21 protein-coding genes and 1 pseudogene are annotated in these 24,647 nt (G+C 66.0%); 9 read left to right on the top strand and 13 right to left on the bottom strand.

Translation table 11 applies throughout. The annotated features are described in order from the left end of the window. Nucleotides 1-9: 9 nt before the first annotated feature. The 8 genes from A5733_RS01425 to A5733_RS01390 form a co-directional block, all read right to left on the bottom strand. A complete protein-coding gene (locus A5733_RS01425) occupies nt 10-1,281 on the bottom strand; it encodes a cytochrome P450 (RefSeq protein ID WP_076238789.1) in 1,272 nt (423 codons plus the stop codon). A gap of 96 nt (nt 1,282-1,377) precedes the next feature. Then, entirely contained in the window at nt 1,378-2,586 is a 1,209-nt protein-coding gene (locus tag A5733_RS01420; protein WP_076238788.1) for a cytochrome P450, read from the bottom strand. Between the two features lie 24 nt (nt 2,587-2,610). Beyond that, nucleotides 2,611-4,101, bottom strand: coding sequence for an aldehyde dehydrogenase family protein (locus A5733_RS01415; RefSeq protein ID WP_076238787.1), 1,491 nt, complete (start codon nt 4,099-4,101; stop codon nt 2,611-2,613). After that, nucleotides 4,094-5,131 (bottom strand): SDR family oxidoreductase, encoded by a 1,038-nt coding sequence (locus A5733_RS01410; RefSeq protein WP_076238786.1) that lies wholly within the window; start codon nt 5,129-5,131, stop codon nt 4,094-4,096. Before A5733_RS01410 ends, A5733_RS01415 begins: the two co-directional genes overlap by 8 nt. Further along, nucleotides 5,124-6,272 carry a spirocyclase AveC family protein gene (locus tag A5733_RS01405; protein ID WP_076238785.1) on the bottom strand — a complete coding sequence of 383 codons (1,149 nt, stop codon included), beginning with the start codon at nt 6,270-6,272 and terminating at the stop codon, nt 5,124-5,126. Before A5733_RS01405 ends, A5733_RS01410 begins: the two co-directional genes overlap by 8 nt. Continuing rightward, nucleotides 6,269-7,390 (bottom strand): ABC transporter substrate-binding protein, encoded by a 1,122-nt coding sequence (locus A5733_RS01400; RefSeq protein WP_076238784.1) that lies wholly within the window; start codon nt 7,388-7,390, stop codon nt 6,269-6,271. Before A5733_RS01400 ends, A5733_RS01405 begins: the two co-directional genes overlap by 4 nt. Before the next feature lie 85 nt (nt 7,391-7,475). Beyond that, on the bottom strand, nt 7,476-8,324 hold the full coding sequence (locus A5733_RS01395; RefSeq protein ID WP_076238783.1) for a CbbQ/NirQ/NorQ/GpvN family protein: 849 nt from the start codon (nt 8,322-8,324) through the stop codon (nt 7,476-7,478). A gap of 149 nt (nt 8,325-8,473) precedes the next feature. Then, on the bottom strand, nt 8,474-10,120 hold the full coding sequence (locus A5733_RS01390; protein WP_083665933.1) for a nitric oxide reductase activation protein NorD: 1,647 nt from the start codon (nt 10,118-10,120) through the stop codon (nt 8,474-8,476). Nucleotides 10,121-10,293: 173 nt separating this feature from the next. On the opposite strand from A5733_RS01390, the gene A5733_RS01385 reads away from it, so the two are divergent. Together A5733_RS01385 and A5733_RS01380 are read left to right on the top strand one after the other, a co-directional pair. Then, the gene (locus A5733_RS01385) at nt 10,294-11,220 is read left to right on the top strand and encodes an SDR family NAD(P)-dependent oxidoreductase (protein WP_076238781.1); all 927 of its coding nucleotides are present in this window, start codon (nt 10,294-10,296) and stop codon (nt 11,218-11,220) included. Between the two features lie 120 nt (nt 11,221-11,340). Beyond that, nucleotides 11,341-12,660, top strand: a complete 1,320-nt coding sequence (locus A5733_RS01380; RefSeq protein WP_083665930.1) for a TetR/AcrR family transcriptional regulator — start codon at nt 11,341-11,343, stop codon at nt 12,658-12,660. Nucleotides 12,661-12,667: 7 nt separating this feature from the next. Here A5733_RS01380 and A5733_RS01375 read toward each other — a convergent pair whose 3' ends face one another. From A5733_RS01375 to A5733_RS01360, 4 genes are all read right to left on the bottom strand, one after another. Continuing rightward, a complete protein-coding gene (locus tag A5733_RS01375; protein ID WP_076238779.1) occupies nt 12,668-13,741 on the bottom strand; it encodes a dihydrodipicolinate reductase in 1,074 nt (357 codons plus the stop codon). Nucleotides 13,742-13,757: 16 nt separating this feature from the next. Then, nucleotides 13,758-14,720, bottom strand: a complete 963-nt coding sequence (locus A5733_RS01370) for an LLM class flavin-dependent oxidoreductase (protein ID WP_076238778.1) — start codon at nt 14,718-14,720, stop codon at nt 13,758-13,760. 113 nt (nt 14,721-14,833) lie between these two features. Further along, nucleotides 14,834-16,009 carry an acyl-CoA dehydrogenase family protein gene (locus A5733_RS01365; protein ID WP_076238777.1) on the bottom strand — a complete coding sequence of 392 codons (1,176 nt, stop codon included), beginning with the start codon at nt 16,007-16,009 and terminating at the stop codon, nt 14,834-14,836. A gap of 1 nt (nt 16,010) precedes the next feature. After that, nucleotides 16,011-17,015, bottom strand: a complete 1,005-nt coding sequence (locus A5733_RS01360; RefSeq protein WP_076238776.1) for an acyl-CoA dehydrogenase family protein — start codon at nt 17,013-17,015, stop codon at nt 16,011-16,013. 268 nt (nt 17,016-17,283) lie between these two features. Between A5733_RS01360 and A5733_RS01355 the strand changes: the two genes are divergently transcribed. Genes A5733_RS01355 through A5733_RS01340 form a run of 4 tightly spaced genes read left to right on the top strand, consistent with a single transcriptional unit; the run spans nt 17,284 to nt 20,863 of the window. After that, nucleotides 17,284-18,402, top strand: coding sequence for an amidohydrolase family protein (locus tag A5733_RS01355; protein WP_076238775.1), 1,119 nt, complete (start codon nt 17,284-17,286; stop codon nt 18,400-18,402). 15 nt (nt 18,403-18,417) lie between these two features. After that, nucleotides 18,418-19,560 (top strand): amidohydrolase family protein, encoded by a 1,143-nt coding sequence (locus A5733_RS01350; RefSeq protein ID WP_076238774.1) that lies wholly within the window; start codon nt 18,418-18,420, stop codon nt 19,558-19,560. Then, nucleotides 19,560-19,952 (top strand): Rieske 2Fe-2S domain-containing protein, encoded by a 393-nt coding sequence (locus A5733_RS01345; RefSeq protein WP_067764804.1) that lies wholly within the window; start codon nt 19,560-19,562, stop codon nt 19,950-19,952. The genes A5733_RS01350 and A5733_RS01345 overlap by 1 nt, the downstream gene beginning before the upstream one ends. Further along, complete coding sequence (locus A5733_RS01340; protein ID WP_076238773.1) at nt 19,949-20,863, top strand: alpha/beta fold hydrolase; 915 nt, start codon at nt 19,949-19,951, stop codon at nt 20,861-20,863. The genes A5733_RS01345 and A5733_RS01340 overlap by 4 nt, the downstream gene beginning before the upstream one ends. A gap of 17 nt (nt 20,864-20,880) precedes the next feature. Here A5733_RS01340 and A5733_RS01335 read toward each other — a convergent pair whose 3' ends face one another. Next, complete coding sequence (locus A5733_RS01335; RefSeq protein ID WP_076238772.1) at nt 20,881-21,354, bottom strand: hypothetical protein; 474 nt, start codon at nt 21,352-21,354, stop codon at nt 20,881-20,883. 27 nt (nt 21,355-21,381) lie between these two features. On the opposite strand from A5733_RS01335, the gene A5733_RS01330 reads away from it, so the two are divergent. The 3 genes and pseudogenes from A5733_RS01330 (at nt 21,382) to A5733_RS01320 (ending at nt 24,638) form a co-directional block, all read left to right on the top strand. Beyond that, nucleotides 21,382-22,683, top strand: coding sequence for an NADH-ubiquinone oxidoreductase-F iron-sulfur binding region domain-containing protein (locus tag A5733_RS01330; protein WP_076238771.1), 1,302 nt, complete (start codon nt 21,382-21,384; stop codon nt 22,681-22,683). After that, nucleotides 22,680-22,880, top strand: a pseudogene (locus A5733_RS01325) (ferredoxin); the annotation flags it as partial. The gene A5733_RS01330 and the pseudogene A5733_RS01325, both read left to right, overlap by 4 nt. A gap of 102 nt (nt 22,881-22,982) precedes the next feature. Continuing rightward, nucleotides 22,983-24,638: an OB-fold domain-containing protein gene (locus tag A5733_RS01320; protein ID WP_076238769.1), complete on the top strand. Its 1,656-nt coding sequence runs from the start codon at nt 22,983-22,985 to the stop codon at nt 24,636-24,638. The last annotated feature ends 9 nt before the right edge of the window (nt 24,639-24,647 follow it).

Below are 24,647 nucleotides of genomic sequence, written 5' to 3'. Positions count from 1 at the left end.
TGTTGCGGCTCAGCCGAGCGGAGTGAAGGTGATGTGCAGTTCGGCGAGCCCGCGCATGATGAACGTGGGCTCGTAGGCGTATTGCCGGTCGTTCACCGGCCCGTGATGCTCGGTGGAAATTGTGATGCCGCTCATCCGGTCGAGAATTCGGTTCAGCGAGATGCGCCCCTCGGCCCGGGCCAGGGGCGCTCCCGGGCACGAGTGGACGCCGCGAATGAAGGCGATCTGCTCGCGCACATTGGCCCGATCGGTCTGGAATGTGTGGGGGTCCGGGAACTTTCGTTCATCGCGGTTACACGCACCGGGCAGCACCATGACCGTCGTTCCCGCCGGCACCTCGACGTCACCGATGCTTGTCGTCCGGCTGGCCATTCGGAAGTGGCTCTTGACCGGACTCTCCAGGCGCAGGGTCTCCTCGAGGAACGCCGGGATCTTGCTGCGGTCGGCACGCAGCAGATCTTCGAATCCGGGGTTGTCGCCGATGAACCGCACTGCCGAGCTCACCAGCTTCGTCGTCGTCTCCGTCCCCGCGGCGAACAGGAACGTCGACAGGTTCATCACGTCTTCGATGTCGGGTGTCGAACCGTCCTCGTATTTGGCTTGCGCCAACCCGGTCAACACGTCCTCACGCGGGGCGCGTCTGCGATCCTCGATGTAGGCATAGAACTTGTCGTTGAGCCACTGCAGTGGGTTGTGCGTAGTCGGCGCTTCCTTGCCGAGCTCACCGACGGTCTCCCCCAGGGCGAACGCCGCCTTGAACTCCTGATGATCCTCCGCGGGCACACCGAGCAGATCGGCGATCACCAACAGCGAGAACGGCTTCGCGTAATCAGCGAGGAACTCACAGCCACCCTTGTCGAGGAATGTGTCGAGCTGCTGGTCGGCCAGCCGCCACATGAAGTCCTCGTTCTCCTTGAGCCGCTTGGGGGTGATCAGCTTGTTCATCAGACCGCGGGTACGGGTGTGCAGCGGCGGGTCCTGTGAGGTGATGTGCTCGCCCATCGGCACCGCGAGCCGGTGCTCCTCGATCAGGTCGGTGACGTCGTCGCTCTCGCCCGGCGTGATCGGCATCCCCGAGAACGGTCCCGCCACAGAGTTGCAGGACGAGAACGCCGGGTCCTTGTAGACCGCCAGCGCCTCCTCGTACCCGGTGACCGCCAGCACGTTGAACGGCGTCGCCTGGGTGACCGGACATTTGGAGCGAAGGTGATCGAAGTACGGGTACGGGTCCGGAACCAATGCCGGGTCGGTGAAGAAGTCGATGGTCTCGAAGTCGGTCATCTCAAGCTCTCCTGGTCACTTTTCGTTGGCGAGCAGACAGAGATGTCCTCCGAGGCACGGCGTGTCGCGTACATCTGTGTCTGCTCGCCGGAGCCGTCATCCGAACAAAACCGGCAGTGAAGTCGGCGAGCGGAACACCTGCCCGCGGATGTGGGGATCGTCGCCGTCGGGGTCCATCCGCAGGTTGGGCAACCGGTCCAGCAGAAGATTGATGGCAGTGCGCATTTCCAGACGTGCCAGGTGCATGCCCAGGCACACGTGTACCCCATGCCCCCAGCCGAGATTCGCCTTGGAGGTGCGGAAGATGTCGAACTGATCCGGGTTCTCCCACCGGTCCTCCTGCCGGTTCGTCGAGCCCAGCATCGGCATCACCGAACAGCCCTCGGGGATGTGAACTCCGCCGAGTTCGGTGTCGCAGGTGGTGGTGCGCGTGATGGTCAACAGGGGCGGGTTCCAGCGCACCGCCTCTTCGATGGCTTGGGGCAGCAGTGACCGGTCGGCACGGACTGCGTCCAGTTGTGTTGTGTCCGAGAGCAAGCCGAACAGCAGGTTGCCCAATGACCGATACGTGGTCTCCACCCCGGCCGGCAACAGCAGCCGCAGGAACGAGAAGATCTCGTCGTCGGTGAGCTTCTCGCTGTCGATCTCGGCCTCCGCGAGGAGGCTGATCATGTCCTCTTTCGGCTCGGCGCGGCGGTCTTCCAGTATCGGCGCGAAGTATTCGCACAGTGCCGCTGCCGCTGCCAGTCCCCGCTCCGGGTTCATGATCCAGCTCAGCAACGAGATCGACCACCGTTGGAACTGCGGGTAGTCCTGTTCGGGTAGGCCGAGCAGGCCCGCGATGATCCGGCTCGGATAGTCGAAGGTGAACTGCTTGACCAGATCCGCCTTGCCGTCCGCGGCGAATTTGTCGATCAGTTCGTTTCCGACCCGGCCGACGAGCTCGTCTTCCCAACGGGCCAATGCCTTCTGCGAGAAAGCTTTCGACACCAGCGACCGCAGCCGGCCGTGCACCGGCTCGTCCATCCCGAGCATCACCCGCTCGCCGAGTACCGGTCCGAAGGCGGCGATCACCCCGGACGACGAGAACGTCAGATTGTCCCGCAGCATCTGCTGGGCGTCCTCGTAGCGGTAGACGATGAAGACGGGTTTGCCCGCTTCTCCGGGCATCGCCGACATGTCGATCCGCTGGATCGGCTCCTCGCGCCGAAGCCTGGCCAGTTCGGGATATGGGTCCCTGACGTCCCCGGATACCGCGTCGTCGAACGCGCCGAAGTCCTCCAGGTCGTCGAAAAGCTGTTCCACGCGTGAACTCCTAGAGTGCTGGTATCAGATCGCCGGGTAGGCGACCGACTTGACCTCGGTGTACTGGTGAAATCCGGCGAGGCCGTTCTGCCGGCCGACGCCGCTGTCCTTATAGCCGCCGAACGGTGTGTCCGCGCCGTAGCCTGCGGTGCCGTTGAGGCCGATGAACCCGGCGCGAAGCCGACGCGCCACGGCAAGCGAATGTTCCAGCGAGCCGGACATGACGTTGCCGGCCAACCCGTATGCGCTGTCGTTGGCGATCCGGACCGCGTCGTCTTCGTCCTCGTAGGGAATGACGGCCAGGACCGGCCCGAAAATCTCCTCCTGGGCGATCGTCATGGCGTTGTCCACATCTGTGAAAAGCGTTGGACTGACCCAGAACCCCTTGGCGAACTGTCTCGGGGGCTCGGCGCTGCCGACGAGCATCGTGGCGCCTTCGTCGACACCCTTTCTGATGTAGCCCAGGATGCGAGCCTGCTGTTTGGCCGAGATGACCGGCCCGCAGATCGTGGCCGGGTCCTGCGGGTCGCCGGCGGCGATGTTCTCGTAGAGGCCTTTGAGGATCGCCACGCCGTCGTCGTAGCGCGAGCGTGGCAACAGCATCCGGGTGGGTGCAGCGCACCCCTGCCCGGCGTGCATGAGTGGTCCGATCCCGATCAGACAGGCGGAGCTGAATGCCGTGTCATCCAAGTCGTCCAAGACGATGGTGGCCGACTTGCCGCCCAATTCGAGGAACAGCCGCTTCATCGTGGCGGCGCCTTTTTCCATGATCCGTTTGCCCACGACGGTCGAACCGGTGAACGAGATCATGTCGACTTTCGGTGAGAGCGTGAGTTCTTCACCGACCAGGTGATCGGAGGCCGGCACGATGTTTACCACCCCGGGCGGGATGTCGGTGTTCTCGGCGATGAGCCGGCCGAGCCGGGTGGCGTTGAAGGGCGTGTCCGGTGCGGGTTTGAGCACCACGGTGTTACCGGTCGCCAATGCCTGTCCGAGCTTGTTCAGGGCGACCTCGAAGGGAAAGTTCCACGGGGTGATGGCGCCGACGACGCCCACCGGCTCATACCAGACCTTGCGTGTGGTATTCACCCCGGTGACAGAGACGACGGTGTCACCCAGATCCGTTTCCCAGGGGAAGGTTTCGATGAGCCGCGCGGGGTACTTGAGGCCGTCGGCGAGCGGAGCGTCGAGTTGTGGTCCGTGGGTGACGGCCCGCGGGGCGCCGACCTCGGCGATGAGTTCCTCACGCAGCTCCTCCAGCTCGCCCTCGATGGCCTCGTGGAGTTGTTCCAGGCAGCGCTTGCGGAGTCGACGGTTGGTCGACCAGTCGGTCTCGTCGAACGACCGACGGGCCGCGTCGATCGCCCGGTGCATGTCGGCCGTCGAGGCATCGGAGACTTCGCCCAGGAGCTCTTCGTTGGCCGGGTTGATGTTGGCGAAGGTACCGGCCTCGCCGTCTACGAGCTTGCCGTCGATCAGCATTCGCGATTCGTGAGTGGTCGATGCATCAGGCATCGGTGCTGCTCCCTTGTTGTGGTTGAGCGTTGCGTGATGCGCGCCGTGCCGCCAGGGCTGCCAGCCGGGTCAGCACCGGCTGCGGAAGTGCCTTGGCAGCCAGCACCATCGCCTTTTGAGAGGTGGTCAACGGGTAGGCCCCACCGCGCATCGTGCCCTGGCGCGGAAGACCCATCATCACCCGCGTCATCTGATGCAGCGCTGACGGCGGCAGTAACCTGCTGGCGATCAACAGCATTCGGGCATCCGGGCCCACCGCGGTCTTGACGAACGGTTTCGTGCTGTCGAGCGCGTTCGCCAGACCTTCGGCGAACTTCTCCGGTGGCCGGGCCGCGTGCTTCATCATGGCGCGCCCACGGGTGTCCATCGTGTGGTGGTGGCGGGCGTACGGGCCGCTCAGATCCCGGTCATCGGTGGTTCCCGCATCGGTGATGATGTCGGTGTCGTAAGTCCCGGTGACCAGGATGGTGACGCCGATCCCGAAGGGCGCCACCTCCCCCGCCATCGCTTCACCCCACCGCTCCAGCGCTCCTTTCACTGCCGAATACGGTGCGGTAGCCGGCATTCCACGCACACCCGCCGCACTGGAGATGAGCACGATGCGGCCGCGCCCGGCTTCACGCATGGCGGGCAGCAGCGCTTTGGTCAGTGCCACCGGACCCAGAACGTTGGTGGCGAACATGCGCTCCCAGAGATCCGACGACGTCTCCTCGACCATCCCGGCCGCCGAGATGCCGGCGTTGTGCACCAAGGCATGCGGTGCGGCTGTCCCGGTATCCTTCAAGGCCTCCTCGATCGTCTTGGCAGCAGCCGAAATAGAGGCGGCGTCCGTCAGATCGAGTTGGACACCGATCAGTCTGTCGTCATCCTCGCCGGCTCCGGTCGCCGTACGCAGTAAGGGCATTCCGACGTCCGGTGAGCGCATCGCCGCGACCACGCGCCATCCATCGCGGTAAAGGCGCACAGTCGAGGCGAACCCCAATCCGCGCGATGCGCCGGTGATGACGACTGTTCTGATCGGGTCACCCATTCGCGTTCTCCGATGCGCACCGGTCACCCTTCGAACCCAACTCGACGTCGAGGTCGGCGAACGGCCCCTGCTGCCAGGTGGCCCACTTGCCGACCGAGTACGGCCCCTCGGCACCATGTGCGCGGTAGTAACCCTGCGGGTCATAGACTTTCGCCTCGGGATAGGGCCACGGGCAGGCGACCGCGGTGGCCGCGCCACTGGCCTTGATCACCCAGAACCAGCTGCCGTAGGCGAAGTAGGCGACGTTGATGATCACGAACATCACCAGGAAGGTGCCCAGCACCGGCTTCTTCGGGAACAGCCGGGCCTTGGCGGCGAGCTTCTCCGCGACCGCCTTGCCGGTGTCGTCGCGGTAGCACAGCACCGCCGCCGGAACCATCACGAAGGTCACCGCGAGTGACTCCCAGATCAGCGGGAACTGGAATGTGGTGCCCGGGAACAGCGATCCGAACGGGATCACCTGCGAGTAGATGTACAGGCCGGTGCGCACCAGGCTCACTTCGAGGATGGCGTCGAAGATGAAACCGATGACCAGGGTGATCGAGCCCAGGCTGACCAGCGGGTGCCGCGAGACGAATGAGGTGGGGCCGTACTTGGCTTGCAGCTTGCGGAGGATCCAGATCGCCGGGAAGAACGGGGCGAAGTAGAACGCCACGTAGCCGAACACGATGAACGGTTCGACCGTCGGGGACAACATGATCAGCGGCCAGTTCTCCGGCCAGTGGATCAGCTCGGGGTTGTAGACCGCGAACGGCGCCCAGTTCATGATCGGGTCCTGCCACACGATCAACGTGGTGCACAGGAACATCAGCATGATCGGGCTGCCCGGGTCCCGCCGCCAACCGCGGACGAAGATCACCACCAGCACGATCAGCAGGATCACCGTGCCGATCTGGTGCACCCACAGCCAGCCGTCCCAGCCGAGCAGGAACTCAACCGGGCGGGGCCGGCCCTCCACGTCGGGGTTGGCCACCCGGGGGTGCACCTCGGTGCGCGCGAATGCGATGAACAGGCTGAAGAAGGAGATGAGCGCGAAGGCGCCGGCCCAGCGTCCCCAGTTCGGACCCTTACGGGGCGCCTTGCTGTTCTGGGTGCCCGCCGGCGTCACGACGCCCGGCGGTGCGGCCTTCTCCGTGGTCATCGGGATTCCTCTCCGAAACGGTCGACCAGGTGAGAGTTCACGCCGTCTTCGTCGAGGGTGCGGGCCACCAGATACCCCGCGCCCATCCAGGCCCGGCGGGTCCACTTGCCCAGTGACACCCGGGTGCCGGGTGCACCCGAGGCGGCCGGCATCATCTTCACCCGCTCGAGAGCCTCCTTGACGCCCCGCGGGCTCAGGGGATGTGCGTCGGTGAAAGCCCGGACCAACGTTGCTGCCACATCGTGGTTGACCACCGACACGCAGTACTCGGGGCGACTCCCGTTGTACCGCTTGGCATATCGGTCCAGCCAGGCCTGTCCGACCGGGTTGCCCTCGTCGTACTGGTCGACCCCGATCCAACCCAGGAAGGCCTGCCACATGATCGGGTTGACCCACGCGTTCTGGAATGCGGTGGTGGTGAACCGCGGTGGGTCCCAGTTGACGGCTTCCAGCGCCGGGTTGATGAAGACGATGCCGAAACCGAAGCCGAGGTGCACGATCGCCTCGGCCTTGGCCTCGTGCAGCGTGCTCACCGCGGCGTTGATGTCCTGAGCCGTCTGCGCGATCGTCGCTTCGGCGACGATCCGAATTCCCTTGCGGGTACAGGCGGTCCGCAGGTTCTTCAGATAGCTTTCGCCGATCAGGTTCTGCTCGACCAGTACACCGATCTCGGTCAGGCCTCGCTTGGCGACGAGATCCGCCAGAAAGATCGGCTCGTCGGTCATCGATCCCTGAGGGAAGGCGAACGTCCACTCGCCCAACCAGTCGTCAGTGCCGGTGACGCTGACCGCCGGCACCTTGAAGCGTTCCTCGATCGCTTCTCGCAGCGGCACACAGTTGTCGGTGATGTTCGGGCCGAATACCACCAGGCAGCCTTCGTCCACCAGCTCGCCATAGGCATCGATGACCGCCTTGACCGAACCTTTCGGCAGCCCCTCGACCTCGCGGTAGATCATCTGCACCGACCGGTCCATCAGGCCCTGTTCAACCGCCTCTTCGAACACCAGGTCAAAGGTCCGGGTGAACGACGCCTTCAGTTCGTCCGGGAACCCGGGCGGCAAGGTGAAATCCATCAGATAGCCCACCTTGATGGGCTCGGCGGTGCTCTCGTACGACATCTGACCTCCGGTAGCCGGCGTTCATCGCGGGCACATCACTGAAACCTAATATTTGTTCTGAACCTAAACCCGGTCGGCCGGCGCGTCAATCACCGACGGCAGATCCACCGAGGTAGACGTCGATCAACTCATGGAGCCCGCGGCTCACCGCGACGTCGTCGGTCAGTGGTCCGGCGACCGCCACCCGGGCGGCCACCGCCACCGGCAGCCCCTCGGCGATCAGCCGCCCGGCGGCGATCAGCACTCGCGTCGAAGCCACCTCGCGCAACCCACCAGCCTCCAGGCGCCGGATCGCCTGTCCGAACCGGACCAGCTCGGCCGCCGTGGCACCGTCGACGCCCGCCTCGTGGGCGATGATGCCCTCCTCGACATCGGGGGCCGGAAAACCGAACTCGATGGCCACCATCCGTTGCCGCGTCGAGTCTTTGAGGTCCTTGAGCACGCTCTGGTAACCCGGGTTGTACGACATCACCAGACCGAAACCCGGCGCCGCGTCCAGGGTGATGCCGAGGCGCTCGATGGGCAACTGACGGCGGTAGTCAGAGAGCGGGTGCAACACGACGGTGGTGTCCTGTCGCGCCTCGACCACCTCGTCGAGGTAGCAGATCGCGCCCTCGCGCACGGCCCGGGTCAGCGGCCCGTCGACCCAGACCGTCTCGTCGCCGCGCAGCAGGTAGCGGCCGACCAGATCGGCGGTGGTGAGATCGTCGTGGCAGGAGACGGTGATCAGTGGCCGTCCGAGGTCGTGTGCCATGGCTTCGACAAAGCGCGTCTTGCCGCAACCGGTCGGACCCTTCAACACCAGCGACAGCCCCTGGCGGTATGCCGCCTTGAACACAGCCTCCTCGTCACCGACGGGCTGGTAATAGGGACGTGCGTTCGGAGCCTGCGAATCGACCCCGTTCTGATAGGCGAGCCCGGATTCGTTGGCCATAACGCACCTTTCGTCGTGTCCGCCACGTTGCGGCACTTTCGCAGCGTAACCGGAACAGATGTTTGTTTCAAGCCCTTACAGCGACGTGTGGTGCTGCGACGATCTTCCCAATAAGCTTCTGGCGCTTGGTATCACGACACAGCTTCGGCTCAGGACACGCGGCGGCGAACCTCGCCGGAGCGGATCGCCGAGCGGAACATCGGCCCGATGACGCCGGCGAGTTGGTCGGGGCTGGAGATGGTCGCGTGCGCAGTGCTACCGAACACTCGGCGCAGTGACTCCACATCGGTACTGGCGCCGATCGTCAGGCAAACGCAGCCGGTGCCACGACGCCGCGCCTCGCTCAGGGCGCGACAGGCATCGGCGGCGCCGTAAGCCCGTTCGTAGCCGTGGTCGTAGGCCAGTCCGTCGGATAGCACGACCAGCAGCCGGCGCGAGGTGCTGCCACGGTCCTCCAAGACCGCCGAACCGTGCCGTACGGCCGCCCCGAGCCGCGAGTACGCCCCCGGCTCCAGACTGTTCAGGCGGCGGAACACCTGCGCATCCAGGTGGTCGTCGAACCGCTTCACCGGCACCATGGTCACCGCTGACCGGCCCTGGGAATAGTAGGCGTACAACGACACCCGGTCCCCCAGATCGTGCAGCGCCACCATCAAGTGCGCGACGGCGGTGCGCTGCTGTTGGTGCACCGTACGCCCGACCGTGCCCGGTTCCGCCGTCGAACCCGAGACGTCCAGCAGCAGCAACACCGACAGATCCCGCCGCCGGCGCAGGCTATCGAGGTACACCGCCTCGTCGGGCACGGAGCCGGCCCGCACCTCGACGCGCGCCTCCAGAGCGGCGTCGATGTCGATGTCGTCACCCTGCGGCTGGCGATGCCGCCGATGCAGGCCCATACCGAGGCGGGCCAGCGGGCGCCGCACACTGATCGCGTCCTCGATCTGCTGGGTGACGTGGGGTTTGATCTCCGGGTCGGGCTCACGAACGGTGCACCAGTCGAGTCGATAGACGCCACGTTCGGCGTTCCATTCCGGGTACTTGATTCCCTCGGTCTTCACGTCGACAACATCCTCAGTGTCCACCGAGGCCAGCGACGACACCGCATGCAGCCCGCGTCTGGTCGAGTTGGTGCGATGCGTCGGTGAGTCCGCGCCGGGAGGGCCGCTACCGTTGGCTCCGGTCTTCCGCGCCGAGGACAGAAGCTTTTTCAGCCATTTGCCGATGGCTCCCCCGCCACCGACCGGACTGGAAAACAGATCGGGATCATCGGAGTCGTCCCAGTTGTCGGGATTGTCCTCGTCGAGCTGTTCAAGCTCCTGGCGGCCTTGCTTCCGCGGCACATGACCCACCGACTGTTGGCTCTGCTGCCTGGTGGCCGCGGCGTACACCTTCTTCGCCTGAATCGCCCCGAAACTTGCCGGCGGGTCCGGCAACGCGTCGTTGCCGCGAGCGATCTGCAGGGACGTCGCGGACGAGTCACTCCGCTCGCCGATGCTGCGATCTGCCAAGGCGCCCAACATGTTCGGCACCAATGCCGCGTTGACCAACAGCGCCCGATGCGCCTCCACGGCCAGATATCGGTTGGCGAGTTTGCGGCGTCGGAGGAGGCCGCCGACCACCTCTGGAGCGAGGCTTCCGGCCGCAATCAGCGAAGCCTGCACCGCCACCGATTCGAGCCGTGTGCGATCGGAGGCGGCTGGATCGACGAAGATCGTCTGCCCATCGGTCCACGCCTGCGCACCCGCAGCGGCCGAGGCGACCGCAACCGGGCGGCCCGCGAGCGCTGACGCCAGCATGCCCAACCCGGAGTGTCGGCCATCCCCGGCGTCCCCACCGTCTCCGCCGTCAGCCACCTGACACCTCCGCGCCCACCTCCGGACCACGTTGACCAAATATCTGTTCCACCGTAGAGTTCGGCTGCACCGGAGTCAATGAACGATCCGGGAAGTCAACGGGTAAGGGCTACACAGTGATCGAGTTCAACGGACAGGTCGCCGTCGTGACCGGAGCCGGTCGCGGCCTGGGCCGGGTGTACGCGCTGGAACTGGCTCGGCGTGGGGCTGCCGTCGTGGTCAACGATCTCGGCGGAACGATGACGGGCCACGGCGCGGACGCTGCGGTGGCCGATCAGGTCGTCGAAGAGATCACGGCGGCCGGCGGTACCGCGGTCGCGTCCTACGATTCGGTCGACAGCGCCGAGGGAGGCGAGGCGATCGTGCGCACGGCGGTCGAACGATTCGGCCGGCTCGACGCGGTGGTGAGCAATGCGGGCATCTTCAACAGCATCCCGTTCGACGAACTGACGCCCGACGACTGGCGACGCATGTTGAGCGTCCATCTCGACGGCGGCTTCTACCTCGCCCAGCCCGCCTACCGCGTGATGAAGCGACAAGGCTACGGCCGGTTCGTGTTCATCGCCTCGTCGGCGGGCATGTTCGGCCAACATCTGGAGGCGCACTACGCCGCCGCCAAGGCGGGCCTGGTCGGGCTGACCAACGTGATCGCCCTCGAGGGTGCTCCACACGGCATACTGGCCAACACCGTGCTGCCGTTCGGTGTCTCGCGAATGGTCACCGAAACCTTGGGCGATCCGAAAGTCCTTGAGGAGAACGGCTTTTTCAGGTCGATCCGGCCAGAACTCGTCGCTCCGTTGGTGGTGTACCTGGCCAGCCGCGACTGTGGGTCCAGCCACCAGAACTTCTCGGCCTGCGCGGGTCGCTTCGCCCGCGTTTTCATAGGCTTGGGTCGGGGCTGGATGGCACCTCCGGACAGCGACCTCAGCGCGGAGGACATCGCGAGGCACCTTTCGGAAGTGTCTGCGACAGAGCCGTTCACGATCCCCGGGTCGATCTACGACGAGGTGTTCGACGTGACCGAACGGCTCGGCGTCACCTGACCCGGGCGACGGCTCCACGGGATCCCCGGCGTACCAGCGCTGTTCTGGTAACCTCTAACCAAATATTGGGTCGGACACCCAAATCGCGTGACGGGAGCCAGCAATCATCGTGGAGCCGCTGTGGGCCGTCCCCAGGTGACGCCTGGGGAGCGTAAGACGCTCAAGCGCACCCCAGGTCGCGCAACCGACGCCGGCTCCGCAGCTGAGGATCGGACGCGCCGGACCGAGATTCTCGAGACCGCTGCCACGTTGATCGCCACGTCGGGCCTGCGCACGTCGCTGCAGGAGATCGCGGATGCCGCAGGCATCCTGCCCGGCAGCCTGTACCACCATTTCGAATCCAAAGAAGCGATCCTGGTCGAACTGCTCCGGCGGTACCACGACGATCTCGATCGCATCGCCGAGACGGCCCAGAAGCGGCTGGACGGCCCCGATCAGGCCTCGCCGTTCGACCGGATCGCCATGCTCGGTTCCGATATCGCACGATGCGCGGTCGCCCACCGAGCCGCGCTGCAGATGTCGTTCTACGAGAGCCCGAGCTCCAACCCGGAGCTCATCGCGCTGGCTCAGCGCCGCCCGACCGCCACGCTGGAGGCCATGCAGCAGACCTTGCGGGCCGCGCGATGGGCCGGTTACCTACGGTCCGACGTCGATCTCGCGGTGCTGGCGGACCGGATCAGCCAGTCCATGCTCCAGGTCGGTCTCGACGTCATGCGCCACAACGCCGCCCCGGAGAAGGTCGCGACCCTGCTGTGCCGGATTCTTCTGGAAGGCTTGTCCACCGGCGACCCCAGCGACGCCGAACTCGACGCATCCGTGCCGTTCAGGGCGGCCGACGCCGTGGTGCGGAGCTGGACCGAGGAGGCCGCCTCCGAAGCCGACGACAAGACGACCCACATCCGGGCGGTGGCGCGGGCCGAGTTCGGCCGGCGCGGGTACGAGGGTACGACGGTGCGAGACATCGCCTCGGCAGCCGGCATGGGCACCGGTACGGTCTATCGGCTCATCGGGTCGAAGGACGAACTGCTGGCGGCCATCATGCAGTCTTTCGGGGAGAAGATCGCCGTGGGCTGGACCGAAGTCCTCGGGTCCAAGGGCACGACGATCGAAAAGCTCGATGCGCTGAGCTGGATCCACACCAACGCGCTGGACCAGTTCGGAGACGAATTCAGGATTCAGCTGGCGTGGATGCGCCAGTCGCCGCCGGACACGCCCAACCCCGGCTGGCTGTTCATGCAACGCGTCAAACAGGTCAAGTCACTTCTCGCGGCAGGGGTGAAGGCCGGCGAGATCAGTATCGACAGCCCGTCGAACGAGATGCTGGCCCGGTCGGTGATCGGCGTGGGCTGGATCCCGGAGAACATCCTGCGGCAGTTGGGCACCCGCGCGTCACAGATCCACGTGCGGGACACCAGCCTGCGCGGTGTGATCGCACGGTAGCTGCCGACTAGTCGAAAGCATACCGCGGCAACGTATTCGGGATATCGAGCGAGCTCAGCAGACCGGTCGGCGCATCGACGACATAGGGGATGGCGTTGACCACCCGCATCGCGGTGGCCGCCATCGCCGCCCGGCCGGCACCATGCCCTTCGTCGGCGCCGAGCTTCATCGCGCAATGGATGTCGGGTTCGCCTTCGATGTCCACCCGGTAGGTGGCGTCGAACTCCGATGCGGGCCAATCGGGTGCGACGTCGCGGGACATCCGGATGATGTGCTCGATCACGATGGCCTCGCGTCCGTTCACCACCCCGGCCGCGCGAGTGCGCACCGCCCCGCAGGTCCCCGCCTCGATGGTGCCGAACGCCACCTCGATGTCGTGGTCGGTGAGCTGCCGGTCGAGTGTGCCGCGGACCTCGGACAACTCGGCGCCCATGGCCTCGGCCATCAGGTATAGCGGCGCCTGCCAAGCCATCTCGATGAACCCCGGGGTCTTGAGCATCGGTTCGAAGTCCAGCGGACGACCAAAACCCATACCGTCCATCATCACGTCGGCCACCGGGTAGTGATCGTTGAGGGAAACCTCGGTGACCGTGAGGCGGTCGATCTTCTTCGATTGGGTGGCCAGCATCAGGGCCAATGCGTCGGAACCGAAGCCGGGAAACACACCCGAGGCGTAGAACGAACAGTTGCCCGTCTTGGCCGCCTCCTCCAACTCGTCACGCCAGGCGGCCGAGTAATACGCCGGCGGATAGATCAGACTGGTCGATGTCGTTGAGACCACGTTGATTCCGGCTGCCAACAACCGCAGGTAGTCGGGAACCGCGGCGGCATCTCGGTCCGGCCCGCTGGCGGTGTAGACCACGCAGTCGGGCCGCAGGGCGATCAGCGCCTCGGCATCATCCGTGGCCGTCACACCGAGTGGATCACGCCCGGCCAGGACGCCGGCATCCTGACCGACCTTCGCCGCCGAGTGCACCCAGACGCCGACCAGTTCGAGATCGGGTCGTCCGGCGATCGCGTCGACCGCGATGGACCCGACGCCCCCGGTCGCCCACACGACGATGCGCAACGGTCGATTCATGTTCGGCTCCTCGCGTTTACGTTTGTGCCGTCGCGGTGACGGCCCGTTCCAGATAGGGCCAGGCCATGTCGGGCGGCAGCCCGCCGCACAGCGGTAACAACGGCAAAGGTCTGCCCTCGCGAACAAAGCCGACCGCCTCGTCGGCCGTCAGGATCCGATACGGTCCGTCGGCCTGCCGCAGCGTTGCGACGGTGTCGGCACGCGAGATACTCGCGACCGAATCGTCCCCGTGCCGGTAAGCGGCTGCCGTGATCGCGTCATGAAGAATGAAGGGGCCCAGCTCATCCCATGCCCGGTCGACATCGTCTGCGACGAACACCGCGGTCGGGGTGTTCGTCGCGGGAAACTGGACCAGTCCTGGTTCGTGTCCGTTCGCGCGACATTCCGCGTCGTAAAAATCCTTGAGTTCGGGCGCAGCGACCTGCGAGATGAAGCCGAGTCCATGCCGTGCGGCCCGGCGCGCCGCGGCCCGAGTGCCACCCGCGACGAGCATGGTGGGACCCGCGGGCGTCAGACATCCGGGTGTCACCGTGATCCGGCGTCCCTCGTGTTCGACGGTCTGCCCGGTGAGCAGACGTAGCACCAGCGCCAGCCGCTCGTCGGCCAACTTGCCGCGGGTGCTCATGTCCACGCCGAAGTGTTCATACTCCTCGGCGCGGTGTCCGATCCCGAACGCAAACCAGACCCGGCCCCGGCTGATGATGTCCAGGGCGCAGATCTCCTCGGCCAGCCGGACCGGATCCCAGAACGTGATCGGCACTGCGGCAAGGAGAATCGCGAGCTGCTCAGTGCGGGCGGCGATCGCCGCGGCGAGGAGGTGGGGCGCGGCGAGATGCCCGTCGGCCGTGCCGTGGTGCTCGGACAAGACCGCCATCACCGCACCCCGCGTCTCGGCCCATGCGCACATGTCGATCGCGGCCCGGTAGAGGTCGGCGGTCGGGGTATGCGGCGCCCGCAGGTCGAAGCGCATGGTGAACACCCGCCGACTCTAACCTAACGTTTGTTCCGCCGTCATTTCTTCGCCGAGCAGACGTAAACCCCCCTATTTCAGGCCGGAAATAGGGGGGTTTACGTCTGCTCGCGCAGGAAAGGTCAGCGCCGGGGCAGGCCCAGCACCTGGGTGGCGATGATGTTGCGCTGAATCTCCGAGGTGCCACCGGCGATCGTGCCGCCGAAGCTGCGGGCGTACCGCTCGAACCAGCTGGCGAAGTAGTGGTCGAGGTTCATGTGTTCGTACGGCCCACTGGTGGACGGGTGGATCAACCCGTCCGGCCCGGCGGCGGTCAGTGCGTTCTCGAACGCGTTGCGCTCGGCTTCGGAACCGAACAGCTTCAGCACCGATACCGAGGCGGTGTCCGCCTCGCCGCGGGACGCCTTCGCCAGCGCTGCAGATCCCATGGCGCGCAAGGCCTGATAGTCCATGATCGTGGTCGCGTACTGGTCGCGTTCCAACTCGGTCTTCGGGTGGAAATCGGCCAACATGTTGTCGATGCGGTCGGCGAACCCGAGCCACATCATCGTGCGCTCGTGCCCGAGTGACCCGTTGGCCACGCCCCAACCGCCGTTGAGCGGGCCGACCAGGTTCTCGGCCGGCACCCGGGCGTCGGTGAAGAAGACCTCGTTGAAGTCGAGGTTCTCCTCGCCGGTCATGTCCGCGAACGGCCGGCACACCACGCCGGGGGTGTCGGTCGGGATGATCAGCACGCTGATTCCCTTGTGCTTTGGCGCATCTGGATCGGTACGCACGAAGGTCAGCAACCAATCGGCGTCGTGGGCGCCCGAGGTCCACACTTTCTGGCCGTTGACCACGAACTCGTCGCCGTCCCGCACCGCGCGGGTGCGCAGCGAGGCGAGGTCGGAGCCGGCGCTGGGCTCGCTCATCCCCAGCGAGGCGGTCTTCTCACCGCGCAGTACCGGAACCGCCCAGCGTTGCTTCTGCTCCTCGGAGCCGAACGTCAACAGTGAGGCCGCAATGATATTGACGCCCTGGGGATTGAAGCTGTGGTAGATCCGGCGCCGGCACAGCTCGTCAAGGTGCACGAAGGTCTGCACGACGGTGGCGTTGCGGCCACCGAACTCGGGCGGTTGCGCGGGCAGCAGCCACCCGTTGTCGAACAACAGCCGCTGCCAGTCGCGCGCCCATTGCGGCATGTGCGACACGGAGGTGGGCCGCTCCAGCGTCTGGGCTTCCGACGGAAGGTTGGCGTCGAGGAATGCGGAGAACTCGGCGCGGAACTCCTCGACGTCGGAGTCGTATGTCAGCTGCATGTCACAGTCCCCTGTAATTCGTGCGGTACTCGGCGGCGATCTGCGCGCGGTGTTCGGCGGCGCCGCCCAGCAGCAGCTCCCCCGACTTGGCCCGCTTCAGCGCGAATTGCACGTCGTTCTCCCAGGTGAAGCCCATCGCACCGAACAGCTGCAGGCCGTGACGGAAGACGACCGCCTGGCATTCCCCGGCCGACGCCTTGGCCATGGCCGACGCCAGCCGCCGCCGCGGATCGTCGGCGGCGATGGTCAGGGCCGCGAAGTACGAAAGTGCCCGTGCCCGTTCGATCGCGACGTGCATGTCCACGGCCTTGTGCTGCACGGCCTGGAACGACCCGATCGCCACACCGAACTGCTGACGCTGCTTGACATGCTCGAGAGCGAGGTCGAGCACCCGCTGGCAGGCGCCGACCATGGTGATCGCCATCCCGGTCAAGGCCAGATGGCGCGCCTTCTCGAGGTCGACGTGCACGCGGGCGGTGTCCTCGACGTGCACACCGTCGAAGGTCACCTCGGCCACATGCAGCACCGGGTCGAAGACCGCGGTGCGACGGGCGACCGCCTTGGCCGCGTCGACCAGGAAGACCCCGGCATCGGTCACCACGGCCAGGTTCTCGGCCCGGTCACCGTCGAGCACGTGGTGGGCGGTGCCGGTCAGCACCCATCCGGTGGTATCCCGGTTGGCCGTCACTCCGCTGTACACCGCGGTGCCGGCCGTGCCGGCGTCGAAGCGTTCCCCGGCCAGCGGCGCGTACTGCGTCATCGTGGCCAGATACGGCGTCAGATCGGTGGCCCGGCCGAGTTCTTCCAGCACGATGGCCAGTTCGACGGCGTTCTCCGAGTCGGTGAGCTCGGTCCAGCCCTGGTCGATATAGCTCTGCCACAGCGGTGTCGGGTCGACACCCTGCTCGGCCACCTCGCGGACCAGCGTGGCCGGGCACTGCTTGGTCACCGCATCGCGCACGGTTTCCTGCCACAACCGCTGATCGGCATCGAATTCGAGAAGCACCCGCCGCCTCCTGCCGCACTGTCAGATTCGAAAGGAGAATAGCATTCTCCTCCTGGGTCTCGTCGTTCTCCCCAGGCAAGTATCGGTTCTCCCAAATCCGGCGCTGGGCATCCGACCAGCACCGCCGCCGACCTGCAGCGAAGTGCTTAAGTTGTCCGAGAACAATGTTCTTGATATCGAAGAATATGGATCTAGACTGGCGGTGAGGTCCGGCGGCACGCGCCCGTCGCCACCGACCGTGCGTTCCGGACGAACATCGGAGGAAGTTTTGGCTTTGAAAGACCCGGCCCAACCCGACGGGACGCAAACGCCGCTGATCGACGCGAGCGTGCACATCTTCTTCGGATCGAACAAAGACCTACGGCAGAACTTCCTCAAAGAGCCGTTCGCCAGCCGCGGCTTTCCCGACTACGAGATGAACTGGTACGGCGCACCGGGTGGCGAATACGCCAAGGGCACCAAGGGACCTGACCGTCAGTATCCCGGCTCGGATCCGGACATCGCCGCACAGCATCTGTTCGTCGACCGCGGTGTCGACCTCGCGATCCTGCACCCGATGACGCGCGGCATCATGCCCGACCGTCACCTCGGCACCGCGCTGGCCGCGGCGCACAACGCGATGATGGTGCAGCGCTGGCTCGAACACGAGACCTACGGCGACCGCTTCCGAGGCACCATCCGGGTCAATCCCGACGACATCGCCGGTGCCCTGCGCGAAATCGACAAGTACAAGGACCATCCGCGGGTGGTGCAGATCGGCATCCCGATGCAGTCGCGCGAACTCTATGGAAAGCCACAGTTCTGGCCGTTGTGGGAGGCGGCCGCCGCGGCGGGGCTGCCCGTGGCCGTCCACATCGAAGGCGGTGCCGGAATCCAGTTCGCGCCGACCCCGTCCGGCAAGACCCGAACCTATGAGCAGTACCTGGGCTTCATGGCGCTCAACTACATCTATCACCTGATGAACATGATCGCCGAGGGCGTGTTCGAGCGGACCCCCGAGCTGAAATTCGTCTGGGCCGACGGGGCTGCGGACCTGTTGACCCCGTTCATGTGGCGGATGGACTGCTTCGGACGTCCGCATCTGGAGCAGACGCCGTGGGCGCCCAAGATGCCCAGCGATTATCTTCCCGGCCATGTCTACTTCGTCCAAGGCGCGCTCGACGGTCCCGGTGACGTCGACTTCGCCGGGGAGTGGCTGAGTTTCACCGGCAAGGAGGACATGGTGATGTTCGGCTCCAGCTACCCGCACTGGCAACTGAACGAGCCGACCATCCCCAGCGCGTTGAGCGCCGAGCAACGCGAAAAGTTGTTGTGGCGCAACGCCGCCGAGCTGTACGGCTTGGAAAGCGCGCTGACGACCGACGCCGTTGCGGCAAGTAACGCCTGACCGAGGGAGGTAACCATGTCCGTGACGACGAACCCGCGGGTACCGGCACAAGAACGGATTGCGATCCGGTGCGTCGATTCCGACGTGCACCCGATGCCACGCCGCGGTGAACTACTCGACTACATCCCCGAACCATGGCGCAGCAAGTACTTCCTGAGCCACAAGGTCGGCGAGCAGATCTATTACGACGCACCTGATTACGCGCATGCCTACGCCATGCGGGTCGACGCGTTCCCCCCGGACGGTGAGTTCGCCTGCAGCGACCCCGACATGGCGCTGCGCCAGCTCATCATGGAGGCGGGCTCCGACATCGCCATTCTGGAGCCGACGCACTCCGAGCACCGGCTCGGTGAAGCCACCGCGGCGTATTGCACCGCGGTCAACCGTTGGCTGGCCAACCACTGGCTCGATCCGCACAACAACTGGCATGAGCGCTGGCGCGGGTCCATCTGCATCGCCATCGAGGAACCGCAGACCGCGGTGGCCGAGATCGAAGAGTGGGCCGAACACCCCTTCATGGCCCAGATTCTGATGAAAGCCGAGCCGCGCCCGTCCTGGGGTGATCCGAAGTACGACCCGATCTGGGCGGCGGCCACCAAGCACGACATCACGGTGAGCTGCCATCTGTCGCGCGGCGAGTTCGAGACGCTGCCGACGCCGCCGGTCGGATTACCCAGCTACAACCACGATTTCATGGTCAGCTATTCGTTGTTGGCGGCCAACCAGGTGATGAGCCTGATCTTCGACGGGGTGTTCGACCGGTTCCCGACGCTGCGCATCGTGTTCGTCGAGCATGCCTTCACCTGGATCCTGCCGCTGATGTGGCGCATGGATGCGATCTACGAGGCGCGCAAGAGCTGGATGGACATCAAGCGCAAGCCCTCCGAATACGTCAAAGACCACATCAAGTTCACCACCCAGCCCCTGGATTACCCCGAGGACAAGACCGAGCTGTCGCGGGCCTTCGAGTGGATGGAGTGCGAGAAGATCCTGCTGTACTCCAGCGACTATCCGCACTGGACCTTCGACGATCCGCGCTGGCTGGTCAAGCACCTCCCCGAGCATGCGCGTGAGGCCATCATGTTCCGCAACGGCATCGAGACGTACAAGCTGCCCGAGACCGTCCCGGTCCTCGAGGGGCAGGTACGGGTTTTCTGATGAGTGAACCGGACAAGCGCCCCCGGCTCGCGCAGGGACGCGAGCACGTCGTCGCCACTGTCGACGAAATCCCGCCCGGCACACACAAACTGGTGCCGATCGGCCGCCACGGCGTCGGCGTCTACAACGTCAACGGCACGTTCTATGCCATCGCCAATTACTGTCCGCACGAAGGCGGTCCACTGTGCTCGGGCCGGGCGCGGGGCCGCACCGTGGTCGACGAGAACGTCCCGGGCGACGCGGTGATGGTGCGCGACATGGAGTACATCTACTGCCCCTGGCACCAATGGGGTTTCGAGTTGGCAACCGGCACCACCGCGGTGAAGCCGGAATGGAGCATCCGTACCTACCCGGTGCGGGTCGTGGACAACGAAGTGTTGGTGATGGCGTGACTAGTGAGCTGGTTCTCGGCGCCCCGGAACTCAAGCCGGGCGAAAAGACATTGGAGATCAACGGCGGCAATGTCGTCTACGAAATCCTGGGAGAGAAAGGCGATTTCATCGCTCTCACCCCCGGGGGCCGGTTCAGCAAGGACATCCCGGGCCTGCGACCGTTGGCCGAGGCGCTCGTCGAGGGCGGCTACCGGGTGCTGCTGTGGGATCGACCCAACTGCGGCCGCTCCGACGTCCAGTTCTACGGGCAGAGCGAATCGCACATGCGCGCCGAGACGCTCTACAAGCTGATCACCGGACTCGATATCGGGCCGTGCTACATCCTCGGTGGCTCCGGCGGAGCGCGGGATTCGATGCTGACCACGATGCTGTATCCCGAGATCGTGCGAAAGCTGGTGGTGTGGAACATCGTCGGCGGGGTGTACGGCTCCTTCGTCCTGGGCGGGCATTACGTGACGCCGAGCATCCTGGCGGTGCGTGGTCTGGGCATCGAGGGGTTGCTGAACGTGCCGGAATGGCGCGAACGGATCGAGCAGAACCCGACCAACCGCCAGCGCCTGCTCGATCTCGACCCCGACGAGTTCCTCAAGGTGATGTTGCGCTGGCTCAACGCCTTTGTGTCGAAGCCCGGCCAGACGATTCCCGGCGTACCGGACGAGATGTTCGACAACATCACCGTTCCCACGTTGATCATCCGGGGCGGCGAGAACGACTGGGATCATCCCAAGCGCACCTCGCTTGAGGTGAGCTGTCTGATCAAAGGCTCCAAGCTGATCGACCCGCCGTGGCCCGAGGACGCCTGGGAACGTGCCGGCGAGAAGTTCGCCCAGAGCGGCGGTAAGACGTTCTGCCTGTTCGACACCTGGGTGCAGGCAGCCCCGGCGATCATCGACTTCCTGAGGTCGTCATGAGCCCCGCACGCGCGGGCTCAGACCGTGGTGATGTGGACTTCGCAGTTCAACGAGGCCTCCAGCGCCGTGTGGATGCGGCTTTCCGGAATGCGGGCCAGGTCGGCCTTTTTCAGGGTGACCGTGACGACGTCCCACCCGTCGCCGCCGGTGGCCCGGCTCACCTCGCCGGTCAGGCCGAAGCCGGCCAGCACACCCAGCGCGTCCTCATCGGTTCCCCGGCTGACGAACGTGACGACGCCCGGGGTGGGCGAGGTACCAAAGGCCTTGGCGCACAGCTGGACAGCGAGGGCCTGCAGCTCTGGCGCATCGTCGCCGGCGATCAACACCTCGACCTCGCGGCGATGCGCGGGCAGTCCGGCGAGCTGGTTGTCCAGCACCTCGGCGCCGCGTTCGGCCAGCAGCGCCCGGAGCGTTGCCATGCCTTCGGATAGCTGCTGTGGCCCGAGCTCCCCAGCCGGGTCGACACCGACGCGTACCACCGCAGTTCTCATGCCGGTAAGCCTAACCGGGGACGGGATGTGACCATGACTGCCGAACTGACCGTTGCGGCCTGGCCGGGGATCACCGCGCGCCTGCTACGCGACGGGCCCGAAGACCTGGCCGACTACCGCCAGAGCGGAGGCTATGCGCCCCTTACCGATCCGGACCACCTGTTGTCCGAGGTGCAGGCGAGCGGTCTGCTCGGCCGTGGCGGTGCGGCCTTTCCCCTGGCGGTGAAACTGCGCGCGGTACGCGACAACGGGCGCCGCGGCGCCACAACAGGCACCGTGGTGATCGCCAACGGCGAAGAAGGGGAACCGGCCTCGATCAAGGACCGTTGGTTACTGCGCCACCGTCCCCATGCCGTCCTCGACGGCCTGCGCCTGGCGGCCGGGGTCGTCGGCGCCGATCGCGCCGTGATGTACGTCTCGGATCGGCAGGCGGCCGCCTGCGTCGAACGGGCACTCACCGAGCTGCCCGCCGAATTCGACGGGGTGGCAATCGAATTGCTCACCGTCGCACCGGGTTACGTCGCCGGTGAAGAGACCGCCGCCGTCCATGCCGTCAACGGCGGCCCGGCCAAACCCACCGACAAGCCTCCACGCCCGTTCGAGGAAGGGGTGGCCGGCAAGCCCACACTGATCAGCAACGTCGAGACGCTGGCCCACCTGGCCTATGTGCACCAGCACGGCGCACAGACCTTCCGGCAGCTCGGGACCGAGGGCTCCCCCGGCACCTTTCTGGCCACCATCACCGGTGCCGGACGTCCGCCTGCGCTGTACGAGGTTCCCCACGGCATCCCCTTCGCCGATCTGCTGACGCTGCACGGGGTGGCGGCGGACAGTGTCCGCGGGGCGTTGATGGGCGGGTACTTCGCCGGGCTGATCAACCGTGACATCGTCGGCACCACACTGGACCACGAGTCCGTTCGGGCCCTGGGCACCGGGCTGGGCTGCGGCGCGATCGGGATCCTCACCGACGACTGCCCGGTGGCGGTCGCGGCGTCGGTGCTGTCCTACTTCGACCGAGAGAACGCCGGCCAGTGCGGATCGTGCTTCAACGGCACCGCCGCGATGGCCGCGGTCGCCGTCGGGTTGCGCGACGGCGTGGCCACCCAGGAAGACCTGGACCGGCTCAAGCGCTGGTCGGTGGTGTTGCGTGGCCGTGGTGCCTGCGCGACGCTCGACGGCGCGGCCAACGTGGCGGCCAGCCTTCTGGCACAGTTCCCCGACGTGGTGGCGAGCCATCTCGAAAATGGTTGCCAGACTTGCCGTTACGGTGCCTTCACCGCGGCACGCCCGTACGAAGTGGAGTCTCTGGAGGCGGTGGTGACGGTATGAGGGTCAAGCTGGATCGCACGTTGTGTGACGGCTTCGGATTGTGCGCCAAGCACGCGCCGGAGTACTTCCCCCTCGACGACTGGGGCTATGCCGTGCTGAAAGGCGACGGCAACATCCCGGCGGCGGACGAGGAGGCCGTACGGCGCGCGCTGCTGGACTGCCCGGTGCACGCGATCATCGAGCTGAAAGAGGTGCGGGGCGAGCGCGACGCAGGTTGACACCCGGGGCTGGATCACCGCTCCCGCAGACTGGTAACGTGATTCTCCACACAGAATAACCTGCTTACCACCGGAGTCGAGTTGTCACAGATACCGGGACGTCCGCTCCCGACGGTCACCACGCTCAACGAGTACTTCTGGACCGCGGGCGCCGATGGCGTCCTGCGTATCCAGGAGTGCCAGGACTGCAGCGCGCTCATCCACCCGCCGCAGCCGATCTGCCGCTACTGCCGCAGCCACAACATGGGGGTACGCGACGTCTCCGGCCGCGGCTCGCTGGCCGGGTTCACGGTCAACCACCGGTTCGGTTTCCCCGACCTGCCACCGCCGTACGTGGTGGCCGAGGTGGCCATCGCCGAGGATCCCCGGGTCCGGTTGACCACCAACATCGTCGAATGCGACGCCGACGACCTGAAACTCGGCATGCCCGTGGAGGTCGACTTCCAGCATCTCGAAGACGTCTGGCTGCCGGTGTTCAAGCCGTCGGCCGACACCACCGCCACTCCCCCCGTCGCCGAACCGATCGCTCCCGCAGATGTCGCCAAGTATGTGCGGCCGATGCTGACCAAGGAGAAGTTCGAGGACCACTCGGCCATCACCGGCATCGGGATGTCCACCATCGGGCGTCGGCTCATGGTGCCGCCGGTGAAGCTGACCATCGAGGCCGCCGAAAAGGCCGTTGCCGATGCGGGTTTGACGTTCGACGACATCGACGGCCTGTCGACGTATCCGGGGCTGGCCATCGCCGGGATGGGCGAGGGTGGCGTGAGCGCCCTGGAGGGCGCGCTGGGCCTGCGGCCGACATGGATCAACGGCGGCATGGACACCTTCGGTCCGGGCGGTTCGGTGATCGCGGCGATGATGGCAGTGGCCACCGGGATGGCCCGGCACGTGCTGTGCTTCCGCACGCTGTGGGAGGCCACGTTCGGCCAGTTGGTCAAGGAGGGCAAGATGTCCCCTCCGATGGGTGGACGCAGTGACAACTGGCAGCACCCGTTCGGCGCCACCTCCGCGGCACATACGTTGGCGCAGAACGCCGGCCGGCATTTCGACCGGTATGGCACCACCCGGGAGACACTCGGCTGGATCGCACTGAACCAGCGCGCCAATGCAGCGCTCAATCCCACGGCGATCTACCGTGATCCGCTGACCATGGACGACTATCTGTCGGCCCGCATGATCACCACGCCGTTCGGCCTCTATGACTGCGACGTCCCGTGTGACGGTGCGGTGGCCGTCATCGTCTCCGCGGTAGACGTCGCGCGGGATCTGGCAAAGCCGCCGATCCTGTTCGAGGCCGTCGGCACCCAGATCATCGAACGGCTCGACTGGGACCAGACCACCCTGACCCACGAACCGCAGGTGCTCGGTCAGAGCGCGCACATGTGGTCACGAACCTCGTTGCGGCCCAGCGATGTCGACGTCGCCGAGCTGTACGACGGATTCTCCTTCAACTGCCTGTCCTGGCTGGAGGGCCTGGGCTTCTGCGGTATCGGTGAGGCCAAGGATTTCCTCGACGGCGGCCACAACATCGCCCGCGACGGCGTCATCCCGCTCAACACCCACGGCGGTCAGCTCTCGCACGGCCGCACGCATGGCATGGGCCTGATCCACGAGGCCGTCACCCAGCTGCGCGGGGAAGCCGGGGAACGCCAGGTCTCCGGTGCGCGCGTCGCGGTCGCCAGCAGCGGCGGCCTGACGCCCAGCGGCGTCCTGCTGATGCGTCGGGACGATTGACGCGTGTCC

It is taken from the genome of Mycobacterium sp. NS-7484 (assembly GCF_001953975.1).
Lineage (GTDB): Bacteria > Actinomycetota > Actinomycetes > Mycobacteriales > Mycobacteriaceae > Mycobacterium.
Note: the sequence above shows the minus strand (reverse complement) of the source record. Positions and strands in the feature narration are given on the sequence as shown.